This is a genomic window from Acinetobacter sp. SFA (genome assembly GCF_001647535.1).
Lineage (GTDB): Bacteria > Pseudomonadota > Gammaproteobacteria > Pseudomonadales > Moraxellaceae > Acinetobacter > Acinetobacter pecorum.
Genome location: NZ_LSZI01000001.1, coordinates 176,574 through 196,797, shown reverse-complemented (window position 1 = coordinate 196,797; position 20,224 = coordinate 176,574). Strand labels below are relative to the sequence as shown.

At 42.5% G+C, this 20,224-nt stretch carries 21 protein-coding genes; 10 read left to right on the top strand and 11 right to left on the bottom strand.

Features of this window, described 5'->3' with window-relative positions:
• Nucleotides 1–290 precede the first annotated feature (290 nt).
• Nucleotides 291–2,108, top strand: a complete 1,818-nt coding sequence (locus tag AY607_RS00910) for a YadA-like family protein (RefSeq protein ID WP_064101476.1) — start codon at nt 291–293, stop codon at nt 2,106–2,108.
• A gap of 69 nt (nt 2,109–2,177) precedes the next feature.
• Here the strand turns inward: AY607_RS00910 and AY607_RS00905 are convergent, their stop codons facing one another.
• The gene (locus tag AY607_RS00905) at nt 2,178–2,672 is read right to left on the bottom strand and encodes a copper resistance protein NlpE (protein ID WP_064101475.1); all 495 of its coding nucleotides are present in this window, start codon (nt 2,670–2,672) and stop codon (nt 2,178–2,180) included.
• A 239-nt stretch (nt 2,673–2,911) separates the two neighbouring features.
• Between AY607_RS00905 and AY607_RS00900 the strand changes: the two genes are divergently transcribed.
• On the top strand, nt 2,912–4,066 hold the full coding sequence (locus AY607_RS00900; protein WP_064095606.1) for a helix-turn-helix transcriptional regulator: 1,155 nt from the start codon (nt 2,912–2,914) through the stop codon (nt 4,064–4,066).
• 388 nt (nt 4,067–4,454) lie between these two features.
• Nucleotides 4,455–5,039 carry a 1-acyl-sn-glycerol-3-phosphate acyltransferase gene (locus tag AY607_RS00895; RefSeq protein WP_064095807.1) on the top strand — a complete coding sequence of 195 codons (585 nt, stop codon included), beginning with the start codon at nt 4,455–4,457 and terminating at the stop codon, nt 5,037–5,039.
• A 67-nt stretch (nt 5,040–5,106) separates the two neighbouring features.
• Here the strand turns inward: AY607_RS00895 and AY607_RS00890 are convergent, their stop codons facing one another.
• The 3 genes from AY607_RS00890 to AY607_RS00880 form a co-directional block, all read right to left on the bottom strand.
• Complete coding sequence (locus AY607_RS00890; RefSeq protein WP_064101474.1) at nt 5,107–5,433, bottom strand: hypothetical protein; 327 nt, start codon at nt 5,431–5,433, stop codon at nt 5,107–5,109.
• Between the two features lie 132 nt (nt 5,434–5,565).
• Nucleotides 5,566–6,327 (bottom strand): 3-oxoacyl-ACP reductase, encoded by a 762-nt coding sequence (locus AY607_RS00885; protein WP_064095604.1) that lies wholly within the window; start codon nt 6,325–6,327, stop codon nt 5,566–5,568.
• Nucleotides 6,328–6,425: 98 nt separating this feature from the next.
• On the bottom strand, nt 6,426–7,160 hold the full coding sequence (locus AY607_RS00880) for a sulfite exporter TauE/SafE family protein (RefSeq protein WP_064101473.1): 735 nt from the start codon (nt 7,158–7,160) through the stop codon (nt 6,426–6,428).
• A 243-nt stretch (nt 7,161–7,403) separates the two neighbouring features.
• Here AY607_RS00880 and AY607_RS14760 point away from each other — a divergent pair, with 243 nt between their 5' ends.
• The gene (locus tag AY607_RS14760) at nt 7,404–7,643 is read left to right on the top strand and encodes a hypothetical protein (RefSeq protein WP_413772515.1); all 240 of its coding nucleotides are present in this window, start codon (nt 7,404–7,406) and stop codon (nt 7,641–7,643) included.
• A gap of 87 nt (nt 7,644–7,730) precedes the next feature.
• Here AY607_RS14760 and rsmD read toward each other — a convergent pair whose 3' ends face one another.
• On the bottom strand, nt 7,731–8,288 hold the full coding sequence (gene rsmD, locus AY607_RS00875; RefSeq protein WP_064095601.1) for a 16S rRNA (guanine(966)-N(2))-methyltransferase RsmD: 558 nt from the start codon (nt 8,286–8,288) through the stop codon (nt 7,731–7,733).
• Between the two features lie 2 nt (nt 8,289–8,290).
• Nucleotides 8,291–10,342: a penicillin-binding protein 2 gene (gene mrdA / locus AY607_RS00870; protein WP_064101472.1), complete on the bottom strand. Its 2,052-nt coding sequence runs from the start codon at nt 10,340–10,342 to the stop codon at nt 8,291–8,293.
• A gap of 237 nt (nt 10,343–10,579) precedes the next feature.
• Between mrdA and AY607_RS00865 the strand changes: the two genes are divergently transcribed.
• The 4 genes from AY607_RS00865 (at nt 10,580) to AY607_RS00850 (ending at nt 13,513) form a co-directional block, all read left to right on the top strand.
• On the top strand, nt 10,580–11,098 hold the full coding sequence (locus AY607_RS00865) for a hypothetical protein (protein WP_064101471.1): 519 nt from the start codon (nt 10,580–10,582) through the stop codon (nt 11,096–11,098).
• Between the two features lie 65 nt (nt 11,099–11,163).
• Complete coding sequence (locus AY607_RS00860) at nt 11,164–12,480, top strand: hypothetical protein (protein WP_064101470.1); 1,317 nt, start codon at nt 11,164–11,166, stop codon at nt 12,478–12,480.
• Between the two features lie 75 nt (nt 12,481–12,555).
• A complete protein-coding gene (adk, locus tag AY607_RS00855) occupies nt 12,556–13,215 on the top strand; it encodes an adenylate kinase (RefSeq protein WP_064095597.1) in 660 nt (219 codons plus the stop codon).
• 88 nt (nt 13,216–13,303) lie between these two features.
• On the top strand, nt 13,304–13,513 hold the full coding sequence (locus AY607_RS00850) for a hypothetical protein (protein WP_064101469.1): 210 nt from the start codon (nt 13,304–13,306) through the stop codon (nt 13,511–13,513).
• Nucleotides 13,514–13,548: 35 nt separating this feature from the next.
• On the opposite strand, the gene nth is transcribed toward AY607_RS00850, so the two are convergent.
• A complete protein-coding gene (nth, locus tag AY607_RS00845) occupies nt 13,549–14,262 on the bottom strand; it encodes an endonuclease III (RefSeq protein ID WP_064101468.1) in 714 nt (237 codons plus the stop codon).
• 1 nt (nt 14,263) lies between these two features.
• Nucleotides 14,264–15,064, bottom strand: a complete 801-nt coding sequence (locus AY607_RS00840) for an RnfABCDGE type electron transport complex subunit B (protein WP_064101467.1) — start codon at nt 15,062–15,064, stop codon at nt 14,264–14,266.
• A gap of 349 nt (nt 15,065–15,413) precedes the next feature.
• Here AY607_RS00840 and gdhA point away from each other — a divergent pair, with 349 nt between their 5' ends.
• Nucleotides 15,414–16,757 (top strand): NADP-specific glutamate dehydrogenase, encoded by a 1,344-nt coding sequence (gene gdhA / locus AY607_RS00835; RefSeq protein WP_064101466.1) that lies wholly within the window; start codon nt 15,414–15,416, stop codon nt 16,755–16,757.
• Nucleotides 16,758–16,824: 67 nt separating this feature from the next.
• On the opposite strand, the gene AY607_RS00830 is transcribed toward gdhA, so the two are convergent.
• The 3 genes from AY607_RS00830 to rlmH all read right to left on the bottom strand — a co-directional run bounded on the left by AY607_RS00830 (nt 16,825) and on the right by rlmH (nt 19,108).
• On the bottom strand, nt 16,825–17,607 hold the full coding sequence (locus AY607_RS00830) for an META and DUF4377 domain-containing protein (RefSeq protein WP_064101465.1): 783 nt from the start codon (nt 17,605–17,607) through the stop codon (nt 16,825–16,827).
• A gap of 135 nt (nt 17,608–17,742) precedes the next feature.
• Nucleotides 17,743–18,519, bottom strand: coding sequence for a dioxygenase (locus tag AY607_RS00825; protein ID WP_064101464.1), 777 nt, complete (start codon nt 18,517–18,519; stop codon nt 17,743–17,745).
• Between the two features lie 106 nt (nt 18,520–18,625).
• A complete protein-coding gene (gene rlmH / locus AY607_RS00820; RefSeq protein WP_064095590.1) occupies nt 18,626–19,108 on the bottom strand; it encodes a 23S rRNA (pseudouridine(1915)-N(3))-methyltransferase RlmH in 483 nt (160 codons plus the stop codon).
• A gap of 167 nt (nt 19,109–19,275) precedes the next feature.
• On the opposite strand from rlmH, the gene AY607_RS00815 reads away from it, so the two are divergent.
• Complete coding sequence (locus tag AY607_RS00815) at nt 19,276–20,208, top strand: M28 family peptidase (RefSeq protein WP_081408783.1); 933 nt, start codon at nt 19,276–19,278, stop codon at nt 20,206–20,208.
• The last annotated feature ends 16 nt before the right edge of the window (nt 20,209–20,224 follow it).

Here is a 20,224-nt window from a genome sequence, read left to right as displayed (position 1 = left end):
ACTTTCACTTTATATATATTTTTTTGCGTATCGTATTTTATAATTAACTAATTGAAATTAATAAATATTTATATTTTGTTAATACCTCTAGGTAATTATTGCTTTAAAATTAAATCAAATATTGATTGATATTATTGTTTCTTTTTGTTTATTATTGCTGCAGAACCGCTATGACAGCGGTTTGTAGTGGATGGCAGTCTCCAGAACAACCAGACATTCAAATCAGTTTTGCTGGTTTACATCAATCCTAGGGTAGACCAGTCTTTTTATAAAAATTGAAGGAAATTTATATGAAATTTCAAAAAACCGTATTGGCAGTAGCTTTAGCTGTAGCAGCAATTACCTCAACAGCATTTGCAACAACTACAGTGCCTGGTGAGCAAATTGTTAATCAATATGTAGTATTAGATGCTAAAGGTAATGCAACTAGCTCTTATGTTTATGAAATCAATGGGAAGATTTATGATCGTATAGAAGATTCAAGCATTCCGAGTGGTTTTAAATATCAAGAAGTTAAAGATATTGATGTTAAAGATACAACTAAATATGAATTCCGTCGTGGTGGGCTAGTAGGTACAACCAGTACAGTTCCTACTGTTAATCTACCGAAAACAGAATATGATTTTTATGGTGAAAATCAAAATTGGGGTTATTTAGAAGAAACTGTAATTACTACCACTGGTAGTTCAACGGATTATATCGGTCAAGTAACCGATGAACTGGGTGATGCAGCGGATATTAACGGTAACTTGACTACCGAGGATGCTCGTACTACTACACAATCTCTTAAACAATATCTTCAAGTAGGTAACTTTGAAGGTTCAAATGGTAATAATACCGGTGTTTATTCAGCACAAATCATAGCTGATGAAGCTAAAAATACTGAAGTATATTCAGCTTCAGCTCTTAACTCACAAGGTTTAACACTTGTAAAACCAGTTGATTTAGCGAAGCTAAATCCAAATTCTCAGGTAGAAGTTGATTTCAATACTGGTGAAGTGACCATTAGTACCATTCAAGCAGGCCAGCAAATTGATCGTACTGATCTAGTAGCTTACGGTACTATTGCACGTGATCAGGATAAAAATGAAATTGGTCGCGCTGTTAATGTAATTAAATTCAATGGTGAATACTATACAGTTGGTGCTAATGGTTCTGAACTAACAAAAGCTAATGCTGCTGCTATTGAAGGACTGTCAATTGTAGCTGGTGGTGCTGCTACAGGTGCATTTGATGCTGAAACTATTAAGCAAACGAATACTGCTTTTGTTGGAGCTACACAAACTGTATATGGTGAAAAAACTGAAAAATTCACTAATGCGAGCATAATTACTGTGGGTTCTACAGATACATCTGAAGTATTACAGGCAGGTAATCAGTTCAGTATTGGTTCAACTAGCCCGACTACATCAGTAGAACAAGCAGTTACTACTGGTATTGTAAAATCTAAAGATGGTAAAAATACTTATGGTGTAGTTGTTTCTCAAAAAGAAACTGGTAAAGCAGATAAGTTCACAGAAGTAAATGCAGATGGTATCAACACTACAGGCGTAATTAATGCTGCTGACTTCCAGATCGGTGGTGTAAGCATCGTTCAAAATATTCAGACTTCTGTAGGCGAAGCAACTCAGGAAGTTGTGGCGCAAGTTGAAACTCAATTGGCTGCAAATCAAACATTCGTAACTGAAGCTGTAGCTGCAGTTGATGCAGGTTTAACAGCAGCGGCAACAGACCGCCAGGCGATTCGTGCTGCAGCTGTAGAGGGGGATGCAGCAACTTTAGCCTCTGCAAATGCTTATACTGATAATGCAGTTGCAGGATTCAATAGCCGTGTTGGTCAATTGAACAGCCGTATTGATGATGTAGAGAAGACTTCTTACCGTGGTATCGCTATCGCGTTAGCGACTCAACAACAAATTCCTAACATCGGTGCTGGTCAGTACGCAGTGTTTGGCGGTGTAGGTCACTATGAAGGTGAATCTGCTGCTGCTCTAGGTGTTGCAAGTGTTCTTGCTGATGGCCGTACTTCTCTAAGCGCTGCACTAGGTTTCGGTGGTAGCGAAGTTGGTGGTCGTGTAGGTGTTTCATATGTGTTTGGCGGTAAATAATTTAAGCTTAGCCTGATTGAAACTAAAAAATCCCCGCAATTGCGGGGATTTTTTTATATGTTTACAAAATTAAGATGCAGATTTTTTAACTAATTTGTAATTTAAATTACTGTCAATTTTTTTACCTGATTCTACATCACGTGCTTCAATAAAGTTTTCACCTACAAAAAACTTACGATTGTCAGCATGGTTATCTAGAGTAATAATTGACGGATCTTGAGGGTCAAAACTGAAACTTCCTTTAGTCTCAAACTCATTCTTTCCAGTTTTACCCAAATATTCCTCATTTAGCTCATAGGTTTTATCCGGATGTAGGTCTAATTCGACTTTAATTCCTTCACAGTCCGCACAAGGAAACACACCTTCGTATTCACCCGCCCAGTCTAGTGAGGTTTCTGCGCTATCAGCACGAGCCATGTTGGTATCTGCGGTGTTTTGTTCCATGGTTGCCGGGCTTGATTCAGCATTATTATTCATCGGTTCATTATTATTTGGCTTTGAACATGCGCTTAAGGCTACTGCGAGAGTGACTGCTGTCGCTGCAATAAGTGGTAGTTTTTTCATTGTTCGGACCTTATTGATTTGTTGTTATCACTTAGCTTAAAAGTAGTCTGTACAGATAACTAGGGCAATCCTGTTAATGTTTGATTCATTAGGTGAATGAGGCTGAAGTTACTCCTAGTTGAATAGAATTAAATAATTTTTATCAAAGTTCAAAGTAACTTTATGCTGTTTCGTTCTGGGATTCTGAACGCTATTATTAAGAAAATAATGATAATGATAATGATAAAGAGCAGAGGATAATGAAGTTAGAACGAGAAAATAATCTGATCGCAAAAATTTATGATGCTGCTTTATTGCCGAATCTATGGCTGGATGTAATCAAAGATATTGTGAACCATACTAAAAGCAAGAGCGCAATTTTTACCGGTCTGGATCAGCTTAATCCAGGTTATGATTTTGTGTATACGCATAATATCCCAAATGAAACTCTGGCCGCTTATCAAGATGACCGAATCAGAGTAGTTGATATGAAACTGCATATGCCATTATGGAATGGAAGCGAGATAGGAGAGGCATTAAGTCAAAGCTGTCAGCATTATGCCCAGCATCCGGGAACCGATCACTATGTATTCTATGAAAAATGTTTAAAACCGAGTGGTATCTGTCATCTGGCAGGAGTACTGCTGGATCGGGGGAATTATCGTTGGGCAGTATTGGGTATTCATCGTACACGTGAAGTGCAGCCTTTTGCACAGGTTGAGCTGGATTTTTTAAGGCGTATCAGTCTCCATTTACGTCGGGCTTTGCAAATTCATCGGCAAATCAATGTCATCCAGCAAGATAATTTAAGCTTGTATACGGTACTGGATAATTTCAAGACAGGAATTTTACTGCTGGACCAAAATTTGTGTTTAAGCTATTCCAATCCGGTTGCACAAAAGATGCTAGATCAAAGTTCATGTCTTGATTTAGATATGCATAATCGTCTGAAAGCCGCTTCTGGGCAGCAGACACGTCTCGATCAATTGCTGGAAAGTGCTTTACTCGAAGATGCGGCTATTCACACAGAAGCAGGCGGGGTTCTGGCGCTAAGTGATACTATGGGCGCGCAACTCATGCTTACAGTGGTGCCCTTTAAGAAATTAAGGAATATGCAACATCTACAGTCTGCCCAACATCAGGTTGCATTATTTATGACCCATAAAAGCCAGCATTATTCACTTTCAAGAGCTTATCTACAACAGTGCTATCAACTTTCTAAACGGGAATTTGATTTATGTGAGTTGTTGATTAATGGATATAAAATAGAAGATATTGCAGAGCAGTGTGGCATTACCCTTAGTTCGGTTCGGACTTATTTTAAAAATATCTATGAAAAAACCCATTGTTGTTCGCAAATCGAGCTGATGCATTTATTGATGGGCTGTACGATTCATTTTGAACATGTTGATTAAAATAGTTAAATTTAACTTTAAAATTTAATCGAGTTTAGCCAAATTATTTGGCCTACTCTGAGTAAAATGAGTGCTTATATCTACAGTTGAAAATATGATGATTATCATAATATTTGAGAGACATACTTGATTTTTGCCAGCCTGTTGCAGGGCTTTCAAGGTCTGAATCTTCCTTTATTTCGTACCATTTTAAAGCTAAGAGCATAAATCGTTTTATGATTTATTTATCAGTGGGGAATTAAATATTAGAACTATAAATTAATCTTTCATTTGAAAAATCTAATTATACAAATATAGATTAATTGGTTGTTTATTGATCTTTTTGCACTATCTATATTTGCTTAGGTTGTTAAAATTCGCGCAATTTTGAATAGAATTGGTGCGTGACGTGTTTGAGAAGTTAGCAGAACAAAGCCTGAATATACTGGGTTGGAAAATTGACAATCACTGGCCATTAGATTTAGATCAATGTGTCATGATTGCTGCGCCACATACCAGTAATTGGGATGCACTTTATGCGCGTCTGGCTTTGAAAGCATTAGGTGTGAATGTTCGCTTAACCATTAAAGACAGTTATATGAAGTTTCCATTGGGGCCTTTTGTTCGGGCTATGGGTGGAATCGGTATTGATCGCCGACCTAAACAGCCGGGGGAGCCTCGTCCGAGTATGGTTCAGGTGATGTCGGAATTATTCAAGACCCATCCGAAACTGGTCATGCTGGTCACGCCAGAAGCGACCCGAGCCAAGCAGGAACAGTGGAAGACGGGTTTTTATCATGTCGCCATCAATGCCGGTGTGCCAATTGCATTGGCCTATATGGACTATGCCAAGAAAAAAACTGGTGTAGGAAAAATTGTCTATCCGACGGGGGATTATGAAAAGGATATGGCAGAAATTATGGCATTTTATGCAGATATTGAACCAAAATTCCCTGAATGCTTCAGTGTAGATCAGCGCTATTATCAGAGTTAAAATTAGGTTGGAAAAAAGCAGGAAAATATTTCCTGCTTTTTTTCGTCTAATCTTAAAATTGACAGGCTTAAGATGCATTTTCAGAAGCGGGTAAAATTCCTCCCAGGTTTTGGCAGGCATCTTTATACAAAGCATATTGTTGTTCCACTACCTCATGTAGCGGTAGATCAAACAGCTTTTCACCCTGATGATACTGTTTGATATAAGACTCGACTTTGGATTTGCTGCTGTACAACATCTGCTGATAATAGTCATTCATACTGCTATGTGGCATTTGTGCGGTATCTACCTTGGCACAGTGGAAATTTCGCAGTAATTGTTCGGATTTTTTCAAATCGCTGGACATACAACCTGCCAGCAGCAAGGTACTGAGCAATGTCGTGATAAATTTCATGAAAGTAGGCAAAAGGTTTTATGAGAACGCTCTATTGTAGAAGTAAAAACTGTTCCAAAAACCTTTTTAATCTACCAAATGGTTAAAAAATAGAATAATAGAATTTTAAAATCAATTGCATGCACTAACCGCCTAACCTTTGACCAGACCGCCATCTACAATCAGGTTTTGTCCTGTGACTGCACGTGAATAAGGTGACAGAAACATCAGAATTGCAGCGGCAAATTCTTCGGGAGTAATCACACGGCGTAAAGGGGTCGATTGAGCAATCAGGTCAAAGACAAAGTCAGGTGTGGCCTTACTGGCATCTGTGGTTTGTAACAGGCCGCCAGAAAGCATATTTACATTAATACCATACTGTCCCAAATCCTGTGCCGTAGTACGGGTAAACGCCAATAATGCGGCTTTGGCAGCAGTATAGTCATGATAAGGAACTACCGGATTTTGCACGAGGTTTGTACCAATATTCACAATCCGGCCAAATCCTGCCTGTTTCATATCATCCAGTGCGGCTTGGGTGGTATTTAAAGCTGCCTGTACTGCACCGCTGAACTGCTGTTGCAACATTTCCCAAGTGAGTGTTTCAACTTTAGGCCGTGCATCGCCATTAAATTCAAATTGAATCAACGCATTATTGACTATCGCATGAATTGCTTCCCCAAAATGATTTTTTGCCGCGGCAAATAAAGCGCGTACCTGATCAGCCTCAGTAACATCTGCCTGATAAGTAAATACCTGCGCAGGATATTGTTGGGCCAGCTGTTCAGCTTGCTGCTGACTGCTATGATAGTTGACGACCACGCGCGCACCCTCAGCGAGTAAAGCCCGGGTAATGGCTAAACCCAAACCACGTGCACCGCCAGTAACAAGAACGATCTGATCACGAATCTGCATAATGATGATCTGTATTGCGAAAGAATGGCCTTAAAATAGCATTTATCTTGCTAGATTCAAGCTTTAGAGGGAAAACAGGGCGTGGCTTTTTCTTATGCCTAAATGAATTGAGATGCTAATAGAAAACAGCCAGTACTAAAAAGTAAACTTAAGATAATACGTTTAAATAGTAATTCTGAAATTTTATAAAATAATTTTGCCCCTAGAATCGCCGGAAGGCTCACAAAAACAATCAGCAAGGCCATATAAGGTAAATGGCTTTGATTAATCAGGCCTTGCCATAGATACGTACCCAACGTGAAAAGCTGAATGGCAAAATTGAAATGCCGCAAAATATAGCGCTGCTGCGCTTTGGGTATTTGCTTTAGCATGACCCAGGCTGAAGGAATAGCGCCGCAAAAACCACCCAGTCCGCCTAAGATGCCACCCATGAAGCCTATACCACTATCCGCTAATTTTCCTGAATGCTGAATCATTTTAAGTTGTGGGCTAAGCAGCATCACCGGGCACCACAGCACCAGAAAAAATCCTAGGACCATTTTGAAGGTATCTGCTTGAATGATCTGCAACAAATAAGTACCAAGCGGTACACCGATCAGGCCGGCAATCAGATAAGGCAGTACTAACTGTCTGGATAAAAAGGGCTGCGTCTGTTCCTGACTCAGTGAAATCACATGACTCCAGACCGAGGCAAATACCAGCAGGGGCGCGGCTAGTTGCGGAGCTAATACCCAAACCCAGAAGGACATGGCAATCAGGGCAAAGGCAAAACCAGTCAGACCCTGAACAAAACCTGCGACCATCGCACCAAAAATAAATAACAACCAGGTCATAAGGATCGGTACGAAATTAAAGTCAGTAGTATTAAAAAGATAACTGGAAAAACCAAGTACTTGCTTAGTGGTATTTATGCAAATCTCAGTGCAAATTGATATAAACGCCAGGGAATTTAGCTCTTGTCTGCATCGGAAATCAAGAAATCCGAGCATAAAATAAAACAAGAATCCAACACGGAGTTTCTGAATTATCAATCAAATTGCCGGATACTGAAACCTGTACCGCAAGAGGTAATGAACATGAAAATAGTAATATTACTTTCTGTATTGGCAGTCTCATTAACCGGTTGTGTTTCGGATCCTCACGATGATTATCGTGGTCATAAAGATCGGGATAGGCATCATGATCGACCACATGGTGACCGGGACTGGAATAACAACAAAGATCGTCCTGACTGGAATAACAACAAAGACCGTCCTAACTGGAATAATCCCGGCCAAAACAATCGGAATCCGCCACCTCCATCTCCGACCCGTTAATTGCTCTGTTATCCGCTCATTAATTTTTAAACCCTATGATTTGACCAAAAGGATTTCTTATTACAGGAATCCTTTTAAATTTTGGTCTTACAGATGCGTTTTTTGATAGAGTCCTGCACGGACCATTCCGGCTTTGGTATTTTTAATTAAACGCCATGAGGCGGGTAATTTAAGAGATTGCAGATCGCGGTCCGCTTCTACATAAATATAAGCATTATCCTTGATCAGATGATTTGCCTGTTCAGACAAGGTTTCCCATAAATTCAGGCTATACGGCGGATCTAGAAAAACCAGATCAAATTGTGTCTGCAGCGTGGGCAAAACTTGTTGCGCAGTAGCTACTTTCAATTGGGCACGTGTCTTGGTGACTTTCAATAGTTCCAGATTCTGAGTTAAAAATTGAGCCTGAGTACGATCAGGTTCAATCATCACCACTGAGGCAGCGCCACGAGATAATGCCTCAAAAGCCAATGCCCCTGAACCGGCACACATATCCAGAACCTGGGCATTTTGCACCTCCCACATCAGCCAGTTAAATAGAGTTTCCCGGACACGGTCAGGCGTCGGGCGCAAACCCTCAATACTGGCAAAAGGTAGTTGACGACGTTTCCAGTCACCACCAATAATTCGAAGCTGGTTTTTCATCTTTAATCTCGTTCTACCGGTATCGGAGCATGAGGCGCTGCGGGAGATGCAGCAGTATTTGTAGAAGCCGGAGCAGGAGGAGCGGACTGGGTACTGGCTGGAGCTGCACTAGAGGCTGCATCCTGACTTAGCATACCTGCACCACTTGGTAATTCAGCTGGCTTGATTCCGGCTGTCATCAGGCCGCCACTTAATTGGTGTCCCTGTGGGCGTATTGGATTTTTATCTTTATGCAGTAACCAGTAATCGAAAATTGGCCGGGCCAAGGCAGTGGCCGCACTACCACCACGACCATTTTCCAGAATGACTGCGATTGCAATTTCGGGCTGTTCAGCAGGGGCAAAACCGACAAAAAGACCGTGATCCAACTGACGGTCGGTCAACAGGGATTCATTGTAGCGTTTGCCCTGAGCAATACTTTTAACCTGTGCTGTCCCGGTTTTACCCGCAATAGAGTATTGCAGGCCGCTTTTGATGCCTCGACCTGTACCCGACTGAATGACATCTACCATCGCCTCACGCATCTTGATCCAGTCTTCTTCCTGACCGTTAAAATCGATCTTGCCATGAGTACCATTATGTACCTTGAATGGTTTGGCACCGCGACTTTCACGCAGCACATGAGGAATAACTTTATTACCCTGGTTGGCGGTAATCGCAGTGGCCATAGCCAGCTGTAACGGTGTGGAGGTAAAAGCGCCCTGACCAATACTGACAGAAATGGTTTCACCACGTGACCATTTGGCATTACGGGTACGCATCTTCCATTCCGGGCTAGGATAAAGTCCGGAACTTTCACTTGGTAAATCGACCCCGGTTTTTTCGCCAAAGCCAAACTGACGCATCCAGGTGTTCATTTTTTCAATGCCCATGCGGTAGGACATGACATAGAAATAGGTATCACAGGACACAATTTGTGCTTTATGCATATTTACTGAGCCATGCCCGGTTTTTTTATGGTCACGGAAGCGGTGACTGTCACCAGGCAAGGTGAAATAGCCTGGATCCGAGATAGCGGTATTCCAGTCCACCAGGCCATAATGTAGTCCGCCCAGACCAAACATCGGCTTGATGGTAGAACCGGGTGGATAGGTACCCTGTACAGCACGATTATAGAGAGGCTGATCGAGGTTATCACGTAAACCGCTGTAGTCCTTGGTACTGATTCCGGTTACAAACAGATTCGGATTAAAACTTGGGCTGGATACTAGCGCCAGAATTTCTCCAGTCTTGGGATTCATCGCTACAATTGCGCCACGACGCCCAGCCAGCTGTTCTGAAGCTACTACCTGTAAGCCGTAATCGAGTGACAGGAACAGGTCATTACCGCGCACCGGATCCTTGCGGCCCAGATGACGTAGCACATTACCAAAGGCATCGGCCTCTACCGATTCATTTCCTGGCACACCATGCAGAAGCTCTTCATAGGATTTTTCCACCCCGATCTTTCCGATCAGGTTGGTTCCGGCGTACAGGTCCTTATCAATAGCCTTAAGTTCTTTGTCATTAATTCGACCTACATAACCAATCACATGCGCGAACAGATCACCATGCGGGTAGTAGCGGGTCATCTGGGTTTCAATATTCACGCCCGGAAACTGATATTTCACTTCACTAAAACGGGCAATATCATTTTCATTCAGATTGAGCTTGATCGAAACCCGTTCGGTCTTACGTGCTGTTTTAATACGGGTTTGAAAGCGTTCCAGGTCTTCTTCGGTCAGTTCCAGAATTGGTTTCAGGCGTTCGAGTGTCTGGTCAATGTCTTGTACATCGGCACGACTTAAAGTGGCAGTAAAGACTGGATAGTTGTCGGCCAACAATACGCCGTTACGGTCATAAATATAACCGCGTGCTGGGGGTAGGGGCTGCAAGCGAATCCGGTTCTCGTCCGAAGCCGTACTAAAGCTTTCAAAGTTGAACAGTTGCAAATAGGCATAGCGGCTGACCAGCAGCAGCATAAAGAAAATCACAATTCCCATGGAAATCAAGACTCGATTGCGATAGATGCGCTTTTCTTGTTGTGCATTTTTTAAAGGAAAGTGCTGCTTCATACGCGATCGACTTAAGACCTGAGAGTGATTGAAAAGAATCAAAGTGGAATATTCTAACGCAAGTACACTTGATTTGATAATGAAAAACTGACCTTGTCATCAGTTCTATAAGCTTTGACTTTGCAGACATTAAAATTGTAAAGTGCTGTATACAAGAGTTGTGATAATTCTGCTAGAGTAAAATCCAATAAAAATAGGACTATACCAAAAACTATAATTAAGGAAGATGGTGAAGGAATGAACAAGGTTTACCCTTTGTTAGCGTTTGCATTTTGGGCGAATGGGGCTTATGCACATGATCAAATCAATACTACTGCTGCTAAAATAGAACCTGAGCCGGCAAAAGCCTTTAATGTTGGCGTTGGTATTACCCAGGAATTGATACACTTAAATACTGAATGGGTTAATCCTTACGGGATTGCTTATGTGAAAGGTGGGGTTTTTCTGAATGATGACCATAAGATAGGAGCACAGGCTGGCTTTCGTTATCCGGCCTATCTCACTGGTAAAGACAATAATGGTTATTATGTCGGGGCTTATGCAGGGCATATTGATAGCAGGCGGATTGACAATGAGTACAAGACCCGCTTAGGTGCCGGTATTGACTTGGCTTATGTTTTGCTTAGTTCTGAACGGATCAGCAGTTTTAGTGTGGGGATCGGTGTGGGGGAGAAACTCGAAGACCGAACTGGTTTTGTTGTGGCTGAAACAGAACCCCGACTACAATTTTCCTATACTTTAAGTATCGGTTTATAGACAAAATATTCGACCTTATTAATATGTGTATTCTGTGAACAAAAAATTAAATATGGAAATTATGCATGCTTGAGTACATCAACGAGTTGTGGCAAGCCTTTGTAAATCGCCCAGATTTTTGGGCCGTGCTCAGCATTATTCCGGTGACTGCATTTGTAACCTGGGCTCACGTCTGGATGGCACTGAAAATGGTCTTTTATCCGATCAATTTTTGGGGTTTTCATTTAGGGCCCATTCCTATCGGCTGGCAGGGAATTGTGCCACGCAAAGCTGGGCGTATTTCAGGCATTATTACCGATAATACACTCTCAAAACTAGGTTCCATCCGTGAGTTCTTACAGGCGATGGATCCCGATGACATGGCACGGATCATTGGGGAGCAGGTTGGCTTTGAACTGGAACACCTGATTGATGAAGTCATGATGGATCGCAATGCGGTCCTTTGGGAAAACCTACCTTTTGCCATCAAGCGCAGAATTTATGCACAAGCACAGAAACAAATGCCGGCAATTTTACGTGAATTAGTGACTGAGCTGACCATGAACGTCGAGTCACTTGTGGATATGCGTGAAATGGTGGTCAGCCAGATGGAAGGTGACCGCCGACTTATGGTACGCATGTTCCTGAAAGTGGGTCAAAAAGAGATCAATTTCATCTGGCATATCAGTGCGCTCATCGGGATGTTCTTTGGTATTTTCCAGATGATTGTCTGGTTTGTGGTGCCTTGGCACTGGACCGTACCGTTCTGGGCTGCCATCTGGGGCTTTTTGACCAACTGGATTGCCATCTGGATGGTCTTCAACCCACTAGAACCACATCCGGTAAAATACCTGCAATTCTTTAGCCGTACCGCAGATCGCAAGTTTCCATGGATCAAACCGGTGATTCCTCGTATCGGCACCTATAACATACAAGGCGCATTTATGAAACGTCAGGATGAAGTCTCTGACGTCTTCGCAAGTGTAGTCACAGAAGATCTGATTACGTTAAAATCGATCATGACCGAGATGATGTATGGCGGCAGAAAAGATAAAACCCGCCGCATTATCAAACGTCATATTAATGAAATTATGGAAACACCCCTGGTCAGAACCTCTTTACAGCTGTCTTTAGGACCAAAAGAGTATGCAAAACTCAAGACGGACTTGATCGATCGCTCGATTGAAATTACGATGGTACCTGTATGCGACCCAGCATTTAATGCGAGCCGTGCACAGAAAATCTATCAAATGTTTAGAGACCGCATACGTGAGTTGACTCCGAAGGAGTTTCAGAATCTTTTACGTCCTGCATTTCAGGAAGATGAATGGATTCTGATTTTATTGGGTGGGGTAACCGGTTTTGTCGCGGGTTTAATCCATTTGTTTGTGGCTTTCTTATAATGAGATGCCGGGGGACACAATCGGGTGATTGTGGTCGTGGCGTCATACATATTGTTTAAATGAGGATGTTTATATATGCGCATTATCTTACTCGGACCACCTGGAGCAGGTAAAGGTACACAAGCTCAGTTGATCTGTAAGCGCTACAATATCCCACAAATTTCAACCGGTGATATGCTCCGTGCTGCAATTCGTGAAGGAACTGAATTAGGTCTACAAGCTAAAAGTGTCATGGACAATGGCGGTTTGGTTTCTGATGAGTTGATCATTGGTCTGGTCAAGGAACGTATTGCGCAACCTGACTGTGTAAACGGCTGCATCTTTGATGGTTTCCCGCGTACCATTCCTCAAGCAGAAGCCTTGGAAAAAGAAGGCATTGCAATTGATCACGTGATTGAAATTGATGTGCCAGATGAAGAAATCGTTCAACGTCTGTCAGGCCGTCGTCAGCATCCGGCGTCTGGTCGTGTTTATCACACCGTTTACAACCCGCCAAAAGTGGAAGGTAAAGATGATGAAACAGGTGAAGATCTGGTTCAGCGTCCTGATGACCAGGAAGAAACAATTCGTAAGCGTCTAGGTTCTTACCACACTGAAACTGAACAGCTGGTGGGTTTCTACCAAGGCCGTGCAGCATCTGGGGAAAATGCACCGACTTATGACAAGCTGAATGGCTTGCGTCCAATCGACGAAGTTCAAAAAGATCTTTTCGCGATTTTAGATCAATCAAAATAATCATTAACCGATTATTTTGACAATCGAAGAGCCCTAAGCCATATTAGGGCTCTTTTTTGTTGTGTATTTAAACAGGGTGCTTGCTGCTATGAAATTTGGCATATTGGTATTAATGGTTATATTGCTGGCAGTAGTGGTGGGTTTGTTCTATATCAGTTTTAAAATACTTAACAAGGTACGCCAGGAAGAACGGGCAGAAAATGCCGGAAAAGTACCGGCACGTCAGTTACATCCCAAATTACAGGCAGAACTTCAACAGAAGCACGAACAAGAGCAGGCTGAGCAAAATAATAAATAAATGCTTTGAGGTACTCTAAACGAAAAAAGCTGAGCTTAAGTTTCAGCTTCAATATTTTTCACCGGAATTGCACGATCTGCACCAAACTCAAACCGGTCCGGCCAGTTACATACATCTGCAACTACACATTCATGGCATTTCGGTTTACGTGCAACACAGCAATAACGGCCATGTAAAATCAGCCAGTGATGTGAATCAATAATAAATTCTTTTGGAATGACCTTCACTAAACGATGCTCGACCTCAAGCACATTTTTACCAACTGCCAGTCCAGTACGGTTACCGACCCGGAAAATATGTGTATCGACCGCCATGGTCGGCTGACCAAAGGCCGTATTCAGTACCACATTCGCCGTTTTACGACCTACACCCGGCAGGGCTTCCAGATCCGCACGATTATCCGGTACCACGCTGTTGTGCTTCTGAATCAGCATTTCACAGGCTTTAATCACATTGACTGCTTTTGAGTTATATAAACCAATGGTCTTGATATATTCCTTCAAACCATCGACACCTAGCGCATAAATTGCTTCCGGTGTATTGGCGACTGGAAACAGTTTGTCTGTGGCTTTGTTGACACTGACATCTGTGGCTTGGGCTGACAGCGTGACTGCGACCAGCAATTCAAAGGGATTAGCATAATTCAGCTCGGTTTTTGGATTGGGTCGCTGTTCACGCAGGCGTTCAAAAAAGGTCTGAATCTGTTTTTTGGTCATGTTTTTAACGGGCTTGGCCTTGGCAATTGTCATGTTATCCCTGTAAAGCCTGTAAAGCCTGTAATTGCTGTGTCAATTCTTCTAACTGGGCGCGCTTTCGGGCATCTTCACGAACTGAGAGTTGTTTTTCCAGTTTTTTAATTTGGGTACGTAGTTTTGCCAGTTCAATCGTGGTCTTGGAATCAAGTGATACGGGGGCATTCTCTGGCTTGCTCGCGACTTCAATCACGGGGAGTTGCTCATTTAAAGCTGAGAAACGGGCAAACAGGGCAGTATCGATTTCTGCACGGACCACAGGTCCTTTACGATCGGTACGCCGTTTTTCTTCACGCTGGATGTGCGCATAGTAACGCTGACGCAGATCATCCTGTTCTGCAATGCGCTGTGCTTCAGTCGGTAAGGGTTGTTGATCTTCAACCAGATCGATGCAGTCTACTGGACAAGGCGGGATACAAAGCTCACAACCGGTACACAGGTCAGTAAGCACTGTATGCATCAGTTTACCTGAGCCAATAATTGCATCGACCGGGCAGGCACTAATACATTTGGTACAGCCAATACATTCATCTTCACGAATAACCGCTTTCATGCGCTGGGGACGACCATCGGCTTGAACTGGCCAGACGCTTTCTTCAGCCGGTAGTTTAGAGCGATTTAATAATACGGCCAGAGCATCGGCAACAGGCTGCCCGCCAGGTACACATTTGTTGGCATCTTCACCCTCAGCAATCGACTGGGCATAAGGTAAACATCCGTCACGGTGACCGCAGAGTCCACATTGGGTTTGAGGGAGTAAAGTATCAATCGATTGGACCAGAGAAATAGGCGAATTCATGTATAACCAGCATTACTCATGGCAAGCATGAGAGAGTAAGTGAAACAAAATATGTCGATTTATTAATTTTAACATGTTTTTTGGATACTGAGTGGTGCACGAATTGAGGTCATTTTATGCCTTATTTTTAGGCATAAAATGACAATTAGGTATTGATTCAATTGGTATTTAATAACCTAGAAAAAATATTCATAATCAATATAAATATTTGTTATCAAATTAATTTTAAAGTATTTTCAAAAAAAGTATTGTAGATTGGTTACAAAAGATATTTAATATTTTGCGCCAAAATTTAACATTGATTGTAAATTTGACCAATTTTGATCCATTTTCTGCTGAGGATTAAGCGTTGAAATACAACACACTTAATGAGTTCCTAGATTACGTAAAATCACGTGATGCACATCAACCAGAATTTCTTCAAGCTGTAGAAGAAGTGATGACCAGTTTGTGGCCGTTCATTGAAAAGAATCCACAATACGCAGCACATGGTTTGCTAGAGCGTCTAGTTGAGCCAGAACGTGCGATCCAGTTCCGAGTTTCTTGGGTAGATGACCAAGGTCAAACTCAGGTAAACCGTGCGTTCCGCGTACAGTACAACTCAGCGATCGGTCCATTCAAAGGTGGTATGCGTTTCCACCCTTCAGTGAATCTTTCAATCCTAAAATTTTTAGGCTTTGAGCAAACATTTAAAAATGCTTTAACCACACTTCCTATGGGTGGTGGTAAAGGCGGTTCTGATTTTGACCCTAAAGGCAAATCAGAAGGCGAAATCATGCGTTTCTGCCAAGCTTTAATGATCGAGCTGTATCGTCACCTTGGTGCGAACACAGATATCCCTGCAGGTGATATTGGTGTAGGCGGTCGTGAAGTGGGCTACATGGCCGGCATGATGAAAAAATTAAGTAACGACACTGCATGTGTATTCACTGGTAAAGGCTTAACTTTCGGTGGTTCATTGGCACGTCCGGAAGCAACGGGTTACGGTACTGTGTATTTCGCTGAGGAAATGCTCAAGTCTCGTGGCGAAAGCTTCAAGGATAAAGTCGTTGCGATTTCAGGTTCTGGTAACGTTGCGCAATATGCTGCTGAAAAAGCAATGTACCTTGGTGCGAAAGTAGTTTCACTTTCGGATTCTGCGGGTACAGTTTACGTTAAAGACGGTTTCACTGAGGCGCTTCTTGCTGAAGTTATGGAACTTAAGAATGTAAAACGTGGCCGTATTTCAGAGTTTGCCTCTAAACATGGTTTCGAATATCTTGAAGGCCAACGTCCTTGGGGTATTAAGTGTGATATCGCACTGCCATGTGCAACGCAAAATGAACTGGATGCAGACGATGCTGCTGCACTTCTTGCCAATGGCGTAATCTGTGTAGCTGAAGGTGCAAACATGCCTTCTACGCTTGAAGCGGTTGAGAAATTCGTTGAAGCGAAAATTCTTTATGCGCCAGGTAAAGCATCAAATGCAGGTGGTGTAGCAACTTCTGGTCTGGAAATGTCTCAAAACGCATTGCGTTTAGGTTGGACTTTCGAAGAAGTTGACGAGCGCTTACACGCGATCATGAAAGAAATTCACCGTAACTGCGTAAAATTCGGTACTAAGGAAGACGGTACTGTGAACTATGTGGACGGTGCAAACATTGCGGGCTTCGTAAAAGTTGCTGATGCTATGCTTGCTCAAGGCGTATTCTAAGTCTGACTTAGTCTAAGCTGAAAAAACCGAGGTATTTACCTCGGTTTTTTTATTTTTATTTTTTGCTTTAGAGGGTGGTTTTTACCACTTCACGCTCTACTGCCATATCAAATACATAGGCGTATTTAGACTGGTCTGCAGCCGGATTCTTAATTTCATAACGCTTTACCCGGATAATCTGACGCTCATCTGGTGAGTGCTGAAAGCCTTCAATCTGGTCATAGAATAAAGTCCAGTCTTTATCGACCTGAGTCTTTAAACCTTTATCATCATATTTAATTTCTTTCACCTGTAAACAGGTTTGTAGAGCTACCCCGGTACAGGTTTTGGTTTGTGGAGAAATTTCCAGAAAAATAGTTTCTGCCTGCCCTTGGTATTTGGTTTCCGGGGTCATTTTTCCAGTAAAAATATATTTTTTCCCATCGGCTGCAGTAATGCTTAATTTTGGCTGATTAGAATCACTGAGATCTAAGCTGAAAAGAATATCACGCTTTTGCAAAAGCTGGCTGACAAAACGTTCCTGCTCCATCAGTGCTGCATCACAAGCCATTTCGGTGCCTACGACTTCGCTGGTCGTGATGATATTGTTTTTGACTGACCATGTCGTTGCGAGTCCATTACAGCTCGTAACGGCGTTCAGCCGGCCTTGAGCATCAAAATGGAGTACGATGGGTCGTTCTAGTCCACGATCCAGTTCCCAGGTATAAGCAGACAGGATTTGCGCTGGTGTTTTTAATGTAGTCGATGGAGTGGAAATAGCTGTATCTCCTGAAGTCGCAGGAAGATGAGAGGATTGACACGCAATTAAAGCTAAAGGGAGCAGAGCAAGTGCAAAAATTCTTGATTTCATCAGTGTAATTCTATGTGCTAAATTTCAACGTGATTATAATCAGGAGATTAGCGAAAAATATTGATACAAATCGTAGCTTTTGCTAACAAAATGTATCCAAATCAGAAGCTAAACTTAAAAGCTCGGTATTATCGGCTAGTCGAAGCGGTAAATATCCATTCCTAATGCACCCATGCTAAAGCTGCTATGCACGACACTGAAGCGGTTTCCAGTACCCATAGCAAAGAATAAGGGCGCAAAGTGTTCCAAGGTTGGATGATTACGCTTGATATGGGGTAACGTTTGCCAGTCCAGTACGGCATCAAAATCACTATGAACCAGTTTATTCACTACGTAATTACGGAAAGTTGAGGCCCATTCAGGAACCTCATCGGTATTTCCCTGCCAAGACAGTTCCCGCAAATTATGAGTAATACTGCCTGATCCAATCAGAAATACCTGCTGTTCACGCAAAGGTGCCAAGGTCTGACCAATTCTGTAAATATCTTCAGCACTCATCGTGATTGGTAAAGAAATTTCAACCACTGGAATATCTGCTTCTGGATACATATGCAATAGAGGCATCCAGACACCATGATCTCGCGGGCGGGTACTATTGGCATGTGCAGAAAAACCGGCATTGGCCAATAAGCCTAGCACTTGCTCAGCCAGTTCGGGATTTCCAGGAGCCGGGTAGCGTAATTCATACAACTCAGGTGGAAAACCGCGGAAGTCATGCCAGGTTTCAGGACGGATGCCGGTATTCACCTCAAGCGCTTCGCTTTCCCAGTGTGCCGACATGACAATAATCGCAGTTGGACGTGGCAGATTCAGGCTTAAGCGACGCAATGCTGGGCCTACCTGCTCGGGATTGAGTGCTAGCATGGGCGAGCCATGAGAAATAAATAAGCCCGGCAAGGTCTGTAAGTTCATAAGTCAAACCACATTAGTTGAATGTTTTAATCATGCAATAAAAACAGGGATAAAGGCAGGGGTAATAATTCAACAAAACGTTGCATATACAGAACGCATTATTAAATTATCCCGCTCGATGATAGGGATGGTTATGATTGATGCTCATGGCACGATAGAGCTGCTCAATCAGCATGACACGTACCAGAGGATGCGGCAGGGTTAACTTCGACAAGGACCAGTGCCATGCCGCAGCTTTACGCACGGCTTCCGAGTGACCATCCGGTCCACCGATCGCAAGTGCCACATCATTGCCTTCCAGCATCCAGCTTTTCATGGTTTCAGCCAGTTTTTCAGTACTGAATTCACGTCCGCCTACTTCTAGCGCGATCAGGATTTCATTCTGCTTCAGTGCATTTAAAATGCTATCACCCTCAATATTGCGGTATTTCAGAATATCTGCTTCAGAATCATTTTTCCCGCGCTTGGCCATCGGCAGTTCAATAATCTGGGTCTGTACAAAAGGCTGAATACGTTTGAAATAATCTTCAAAACCAGTCAACACCCAAGCTGGCATTTTTTGACCAATGGTCAGAATACGGATTTTCATACAGGCAGATCAATAATTGGATACTTCATTATAACGATCAAACAACATGAATTTGAACCAGGAAACAAATTGAAATTGAAAGGGGGGATTTAGTGTTGCTTTAATGTCCGTAGTTCAAGTATCCGCTTGATAAAGGAATGGAATAATAATAAATGCGGAACAGTGTCATGATAAAAGGATGTTGTACTGTGCTCCTGTTACTGCTTGGTCTCATGGGTTCAAGCCTATGTATGGCCAGCTCAAGCAAAAGTGCTCAAGTCCCCCATCTGGAATTGTTTTTTAGCCAGATTATGAATGTGGATGAATACCGGAATTATAAAAATATTAAGGAGCTGAATCGGGTGTCTGCCTGGATCAAAGGGCAGATGCAGCGTCTGGGTGTCCCATGTCAGTATCAGGTTTATGTGGTCAATAACTTGAGTTACCGGAATGTCGTCTGTCAAATCAATACTCAAGCCAAAACCAAGATGGTAATGGGAGCACATTATGATGTTTTCAGTGCCCGATATGGGGCTGACAATAATGCATCAGGTGTAGCGGGTCTGCTGGAAACGGCAAGACTACTTGCTTTGCAAAAATCCAGACTCAAGCATGATATTGAATTTGCTTTCTATACCTTGGAAGAGCCACCCTTTTTTAAGACAGAACACATGGGCAGTTATATACATGCCAAATCATTAAAAGTGCAAAAACAGAAAATTAAAGGCGTGGTGATTCTGGATTCGATTGGCTATTTTGATGAACATCAGGTACAGAGTTATCCAGTCGGATTAAAATGGATTTATCCACGAAATGGCAACTTTATTGCATCAATTGGACATTTGGCCTCAACCGGCCTGACCGGCGATTATTGTGATGCTATGCAACGGCTTAACAGGTTGGATTGTCAGCGTTTTGTCAGTCCAAGTTTTGCTCAGGATATGAGTTTCTCGGGCTATCTGAATTATACCAAATTCAATTATTCAACTATGCTGATCACCGATACTGCGAATTATCGCAATCCTTATTACAACACCGAACTGGACACCTTAGACAAGCTGGACTTGAACAAGATGACGTATGTGATTGATGGGCTGGTTGCTATGGCGCTACAGCCATAATTGAGTTAAGTGGCTT

Bases quoted from the DNA above. Each gene is read 5' to 3' on its own strand.
- nth (WP_064101468.1), bottom strand. From the start codon at position 14,262: ATGACAATTGCCAAGGCCAAGCCCGTTAAAAACATGACCAAAAAACAG.
- AY607_RS00860 (WP_064101470.1), top strand. From the start codon at position 11,164: ATGCTTGAGTACATCAACGAGTTGTGGCAAGCCTTTGTAAATCGCCCA.
- AY607_RS00850 (WP_064101469.1), top strand. From the start codon at position 13,304: ATGAAATTTGGCATATTGGTATTAATGGTTATATTGCTGGCAGTAGTG.
- AY607_RS00905 (WP_064101475.1), bottom strand. From the start codon at position 2,672: ATGAAAAAACTACCACTTATTGCAGCGACAGCAGTCACTCTCGCAGTA.
- AY607_RS00910 (WP_064101476.1), top strand. From the start codon at position 291: ATGAAATTTCAAAAAACCGTATTGGCAGTAGCTTTAGCTGTAGCAGCA.
- AY607_RS00840 (WP_064101467.1), bottom strand. From the start codon at position 15,064: ATGAATTCGCCTATTTCTCTGGTCCAATCGATTGATACTTTACTCCCT.
- AY607_RS00900 (WP_064095606.1), top strand. From the start codon at position 2,912: ATGAAGTTAGAACGAGAAAATAATCTGATCGCAAAAATTTATGATGCT.
- AY607_RS00865 (WP_064101471.1), top strand. From the start codon at position 10,580: ATGAACAAGGTTTACCCTTTGTTAGCGTTTGCATTTTGGGCGAATGGG.
- mrdA (WP_064101472.1), bottom strand. From the start codon at position 10,342: ATGAAGCAGCACTTTCCTTTAAAAAATGCACAACAAGAAAAGCGCATC.
- rsmD (WP_064095601.1), bottom strand. From the start codon at position 8,288: ATGAAAAACCAGCTTCGAATTATTGGTGGTGACTGGAAACGTCGTCAA.
- AY607_RS00815 (WP_081408783.1), top strand. From the start codon at position 19,276: ATGATAAAAGGATGTTGTACTGTGCTCCTGTTACTGCTTGGTCTCATG.
- adk (WP_064095597.1), top strand. From the start codon at position 12,556: ATGCGCATTATCTTACTCGGACCACCTGGAGCAGGTAAAGGTACACAA.
- AY607_RS00830 (WP_064101465.1), bottom strand. From the start codon at position 17,607: ATGAAATCAAGAATTTTTGCACTTGCTCTGCTCCCTTTAGCTTTAATT.
- AY607_RS00825 (WP_064101464.1), bottom strand. From the start codon at position 18,519: ATGAACTTACAGACCTTGCCGGGCTTATTTATTTCTCATGGCTCGCCC.
- AY607_RS14760 (WP_413772515.1), top strand. From the start codon at position 7,404: ATGAAAATAGTAATATTACTTTCTGTATTGGCAGTCTCATTAACCGGT.
- AY607_RS00885 (WP_064095604.1), bottom strand. From the start codon at position 6,327: ATGCAGATTCGTGATCAGATCGTTCTTGTTACTGGCGGTGCACGTGGT.
- rlmH (WP_064095590.1), bottom strand. From the start codon at position 19,108: ATGAAAATCCGTATTCTGACCATTGGTCAAAAAATGCCAGCTTGGGTG.
- AY607_RS00890 (WP_064101474.1), bottom strand. From the start codon at position 5,433: ATGAAATTTATCACGACATTGCTCAGTACCTTGCTGCTGGCAGGTTGT.
- AY607_RS00880 (WP_064101473.1), bottom strand. From the start codon at position 7,160: ATGACCTGGTTGTTATTTATTTTTGGTGCGATGGTCGCAGGTTTTGTT.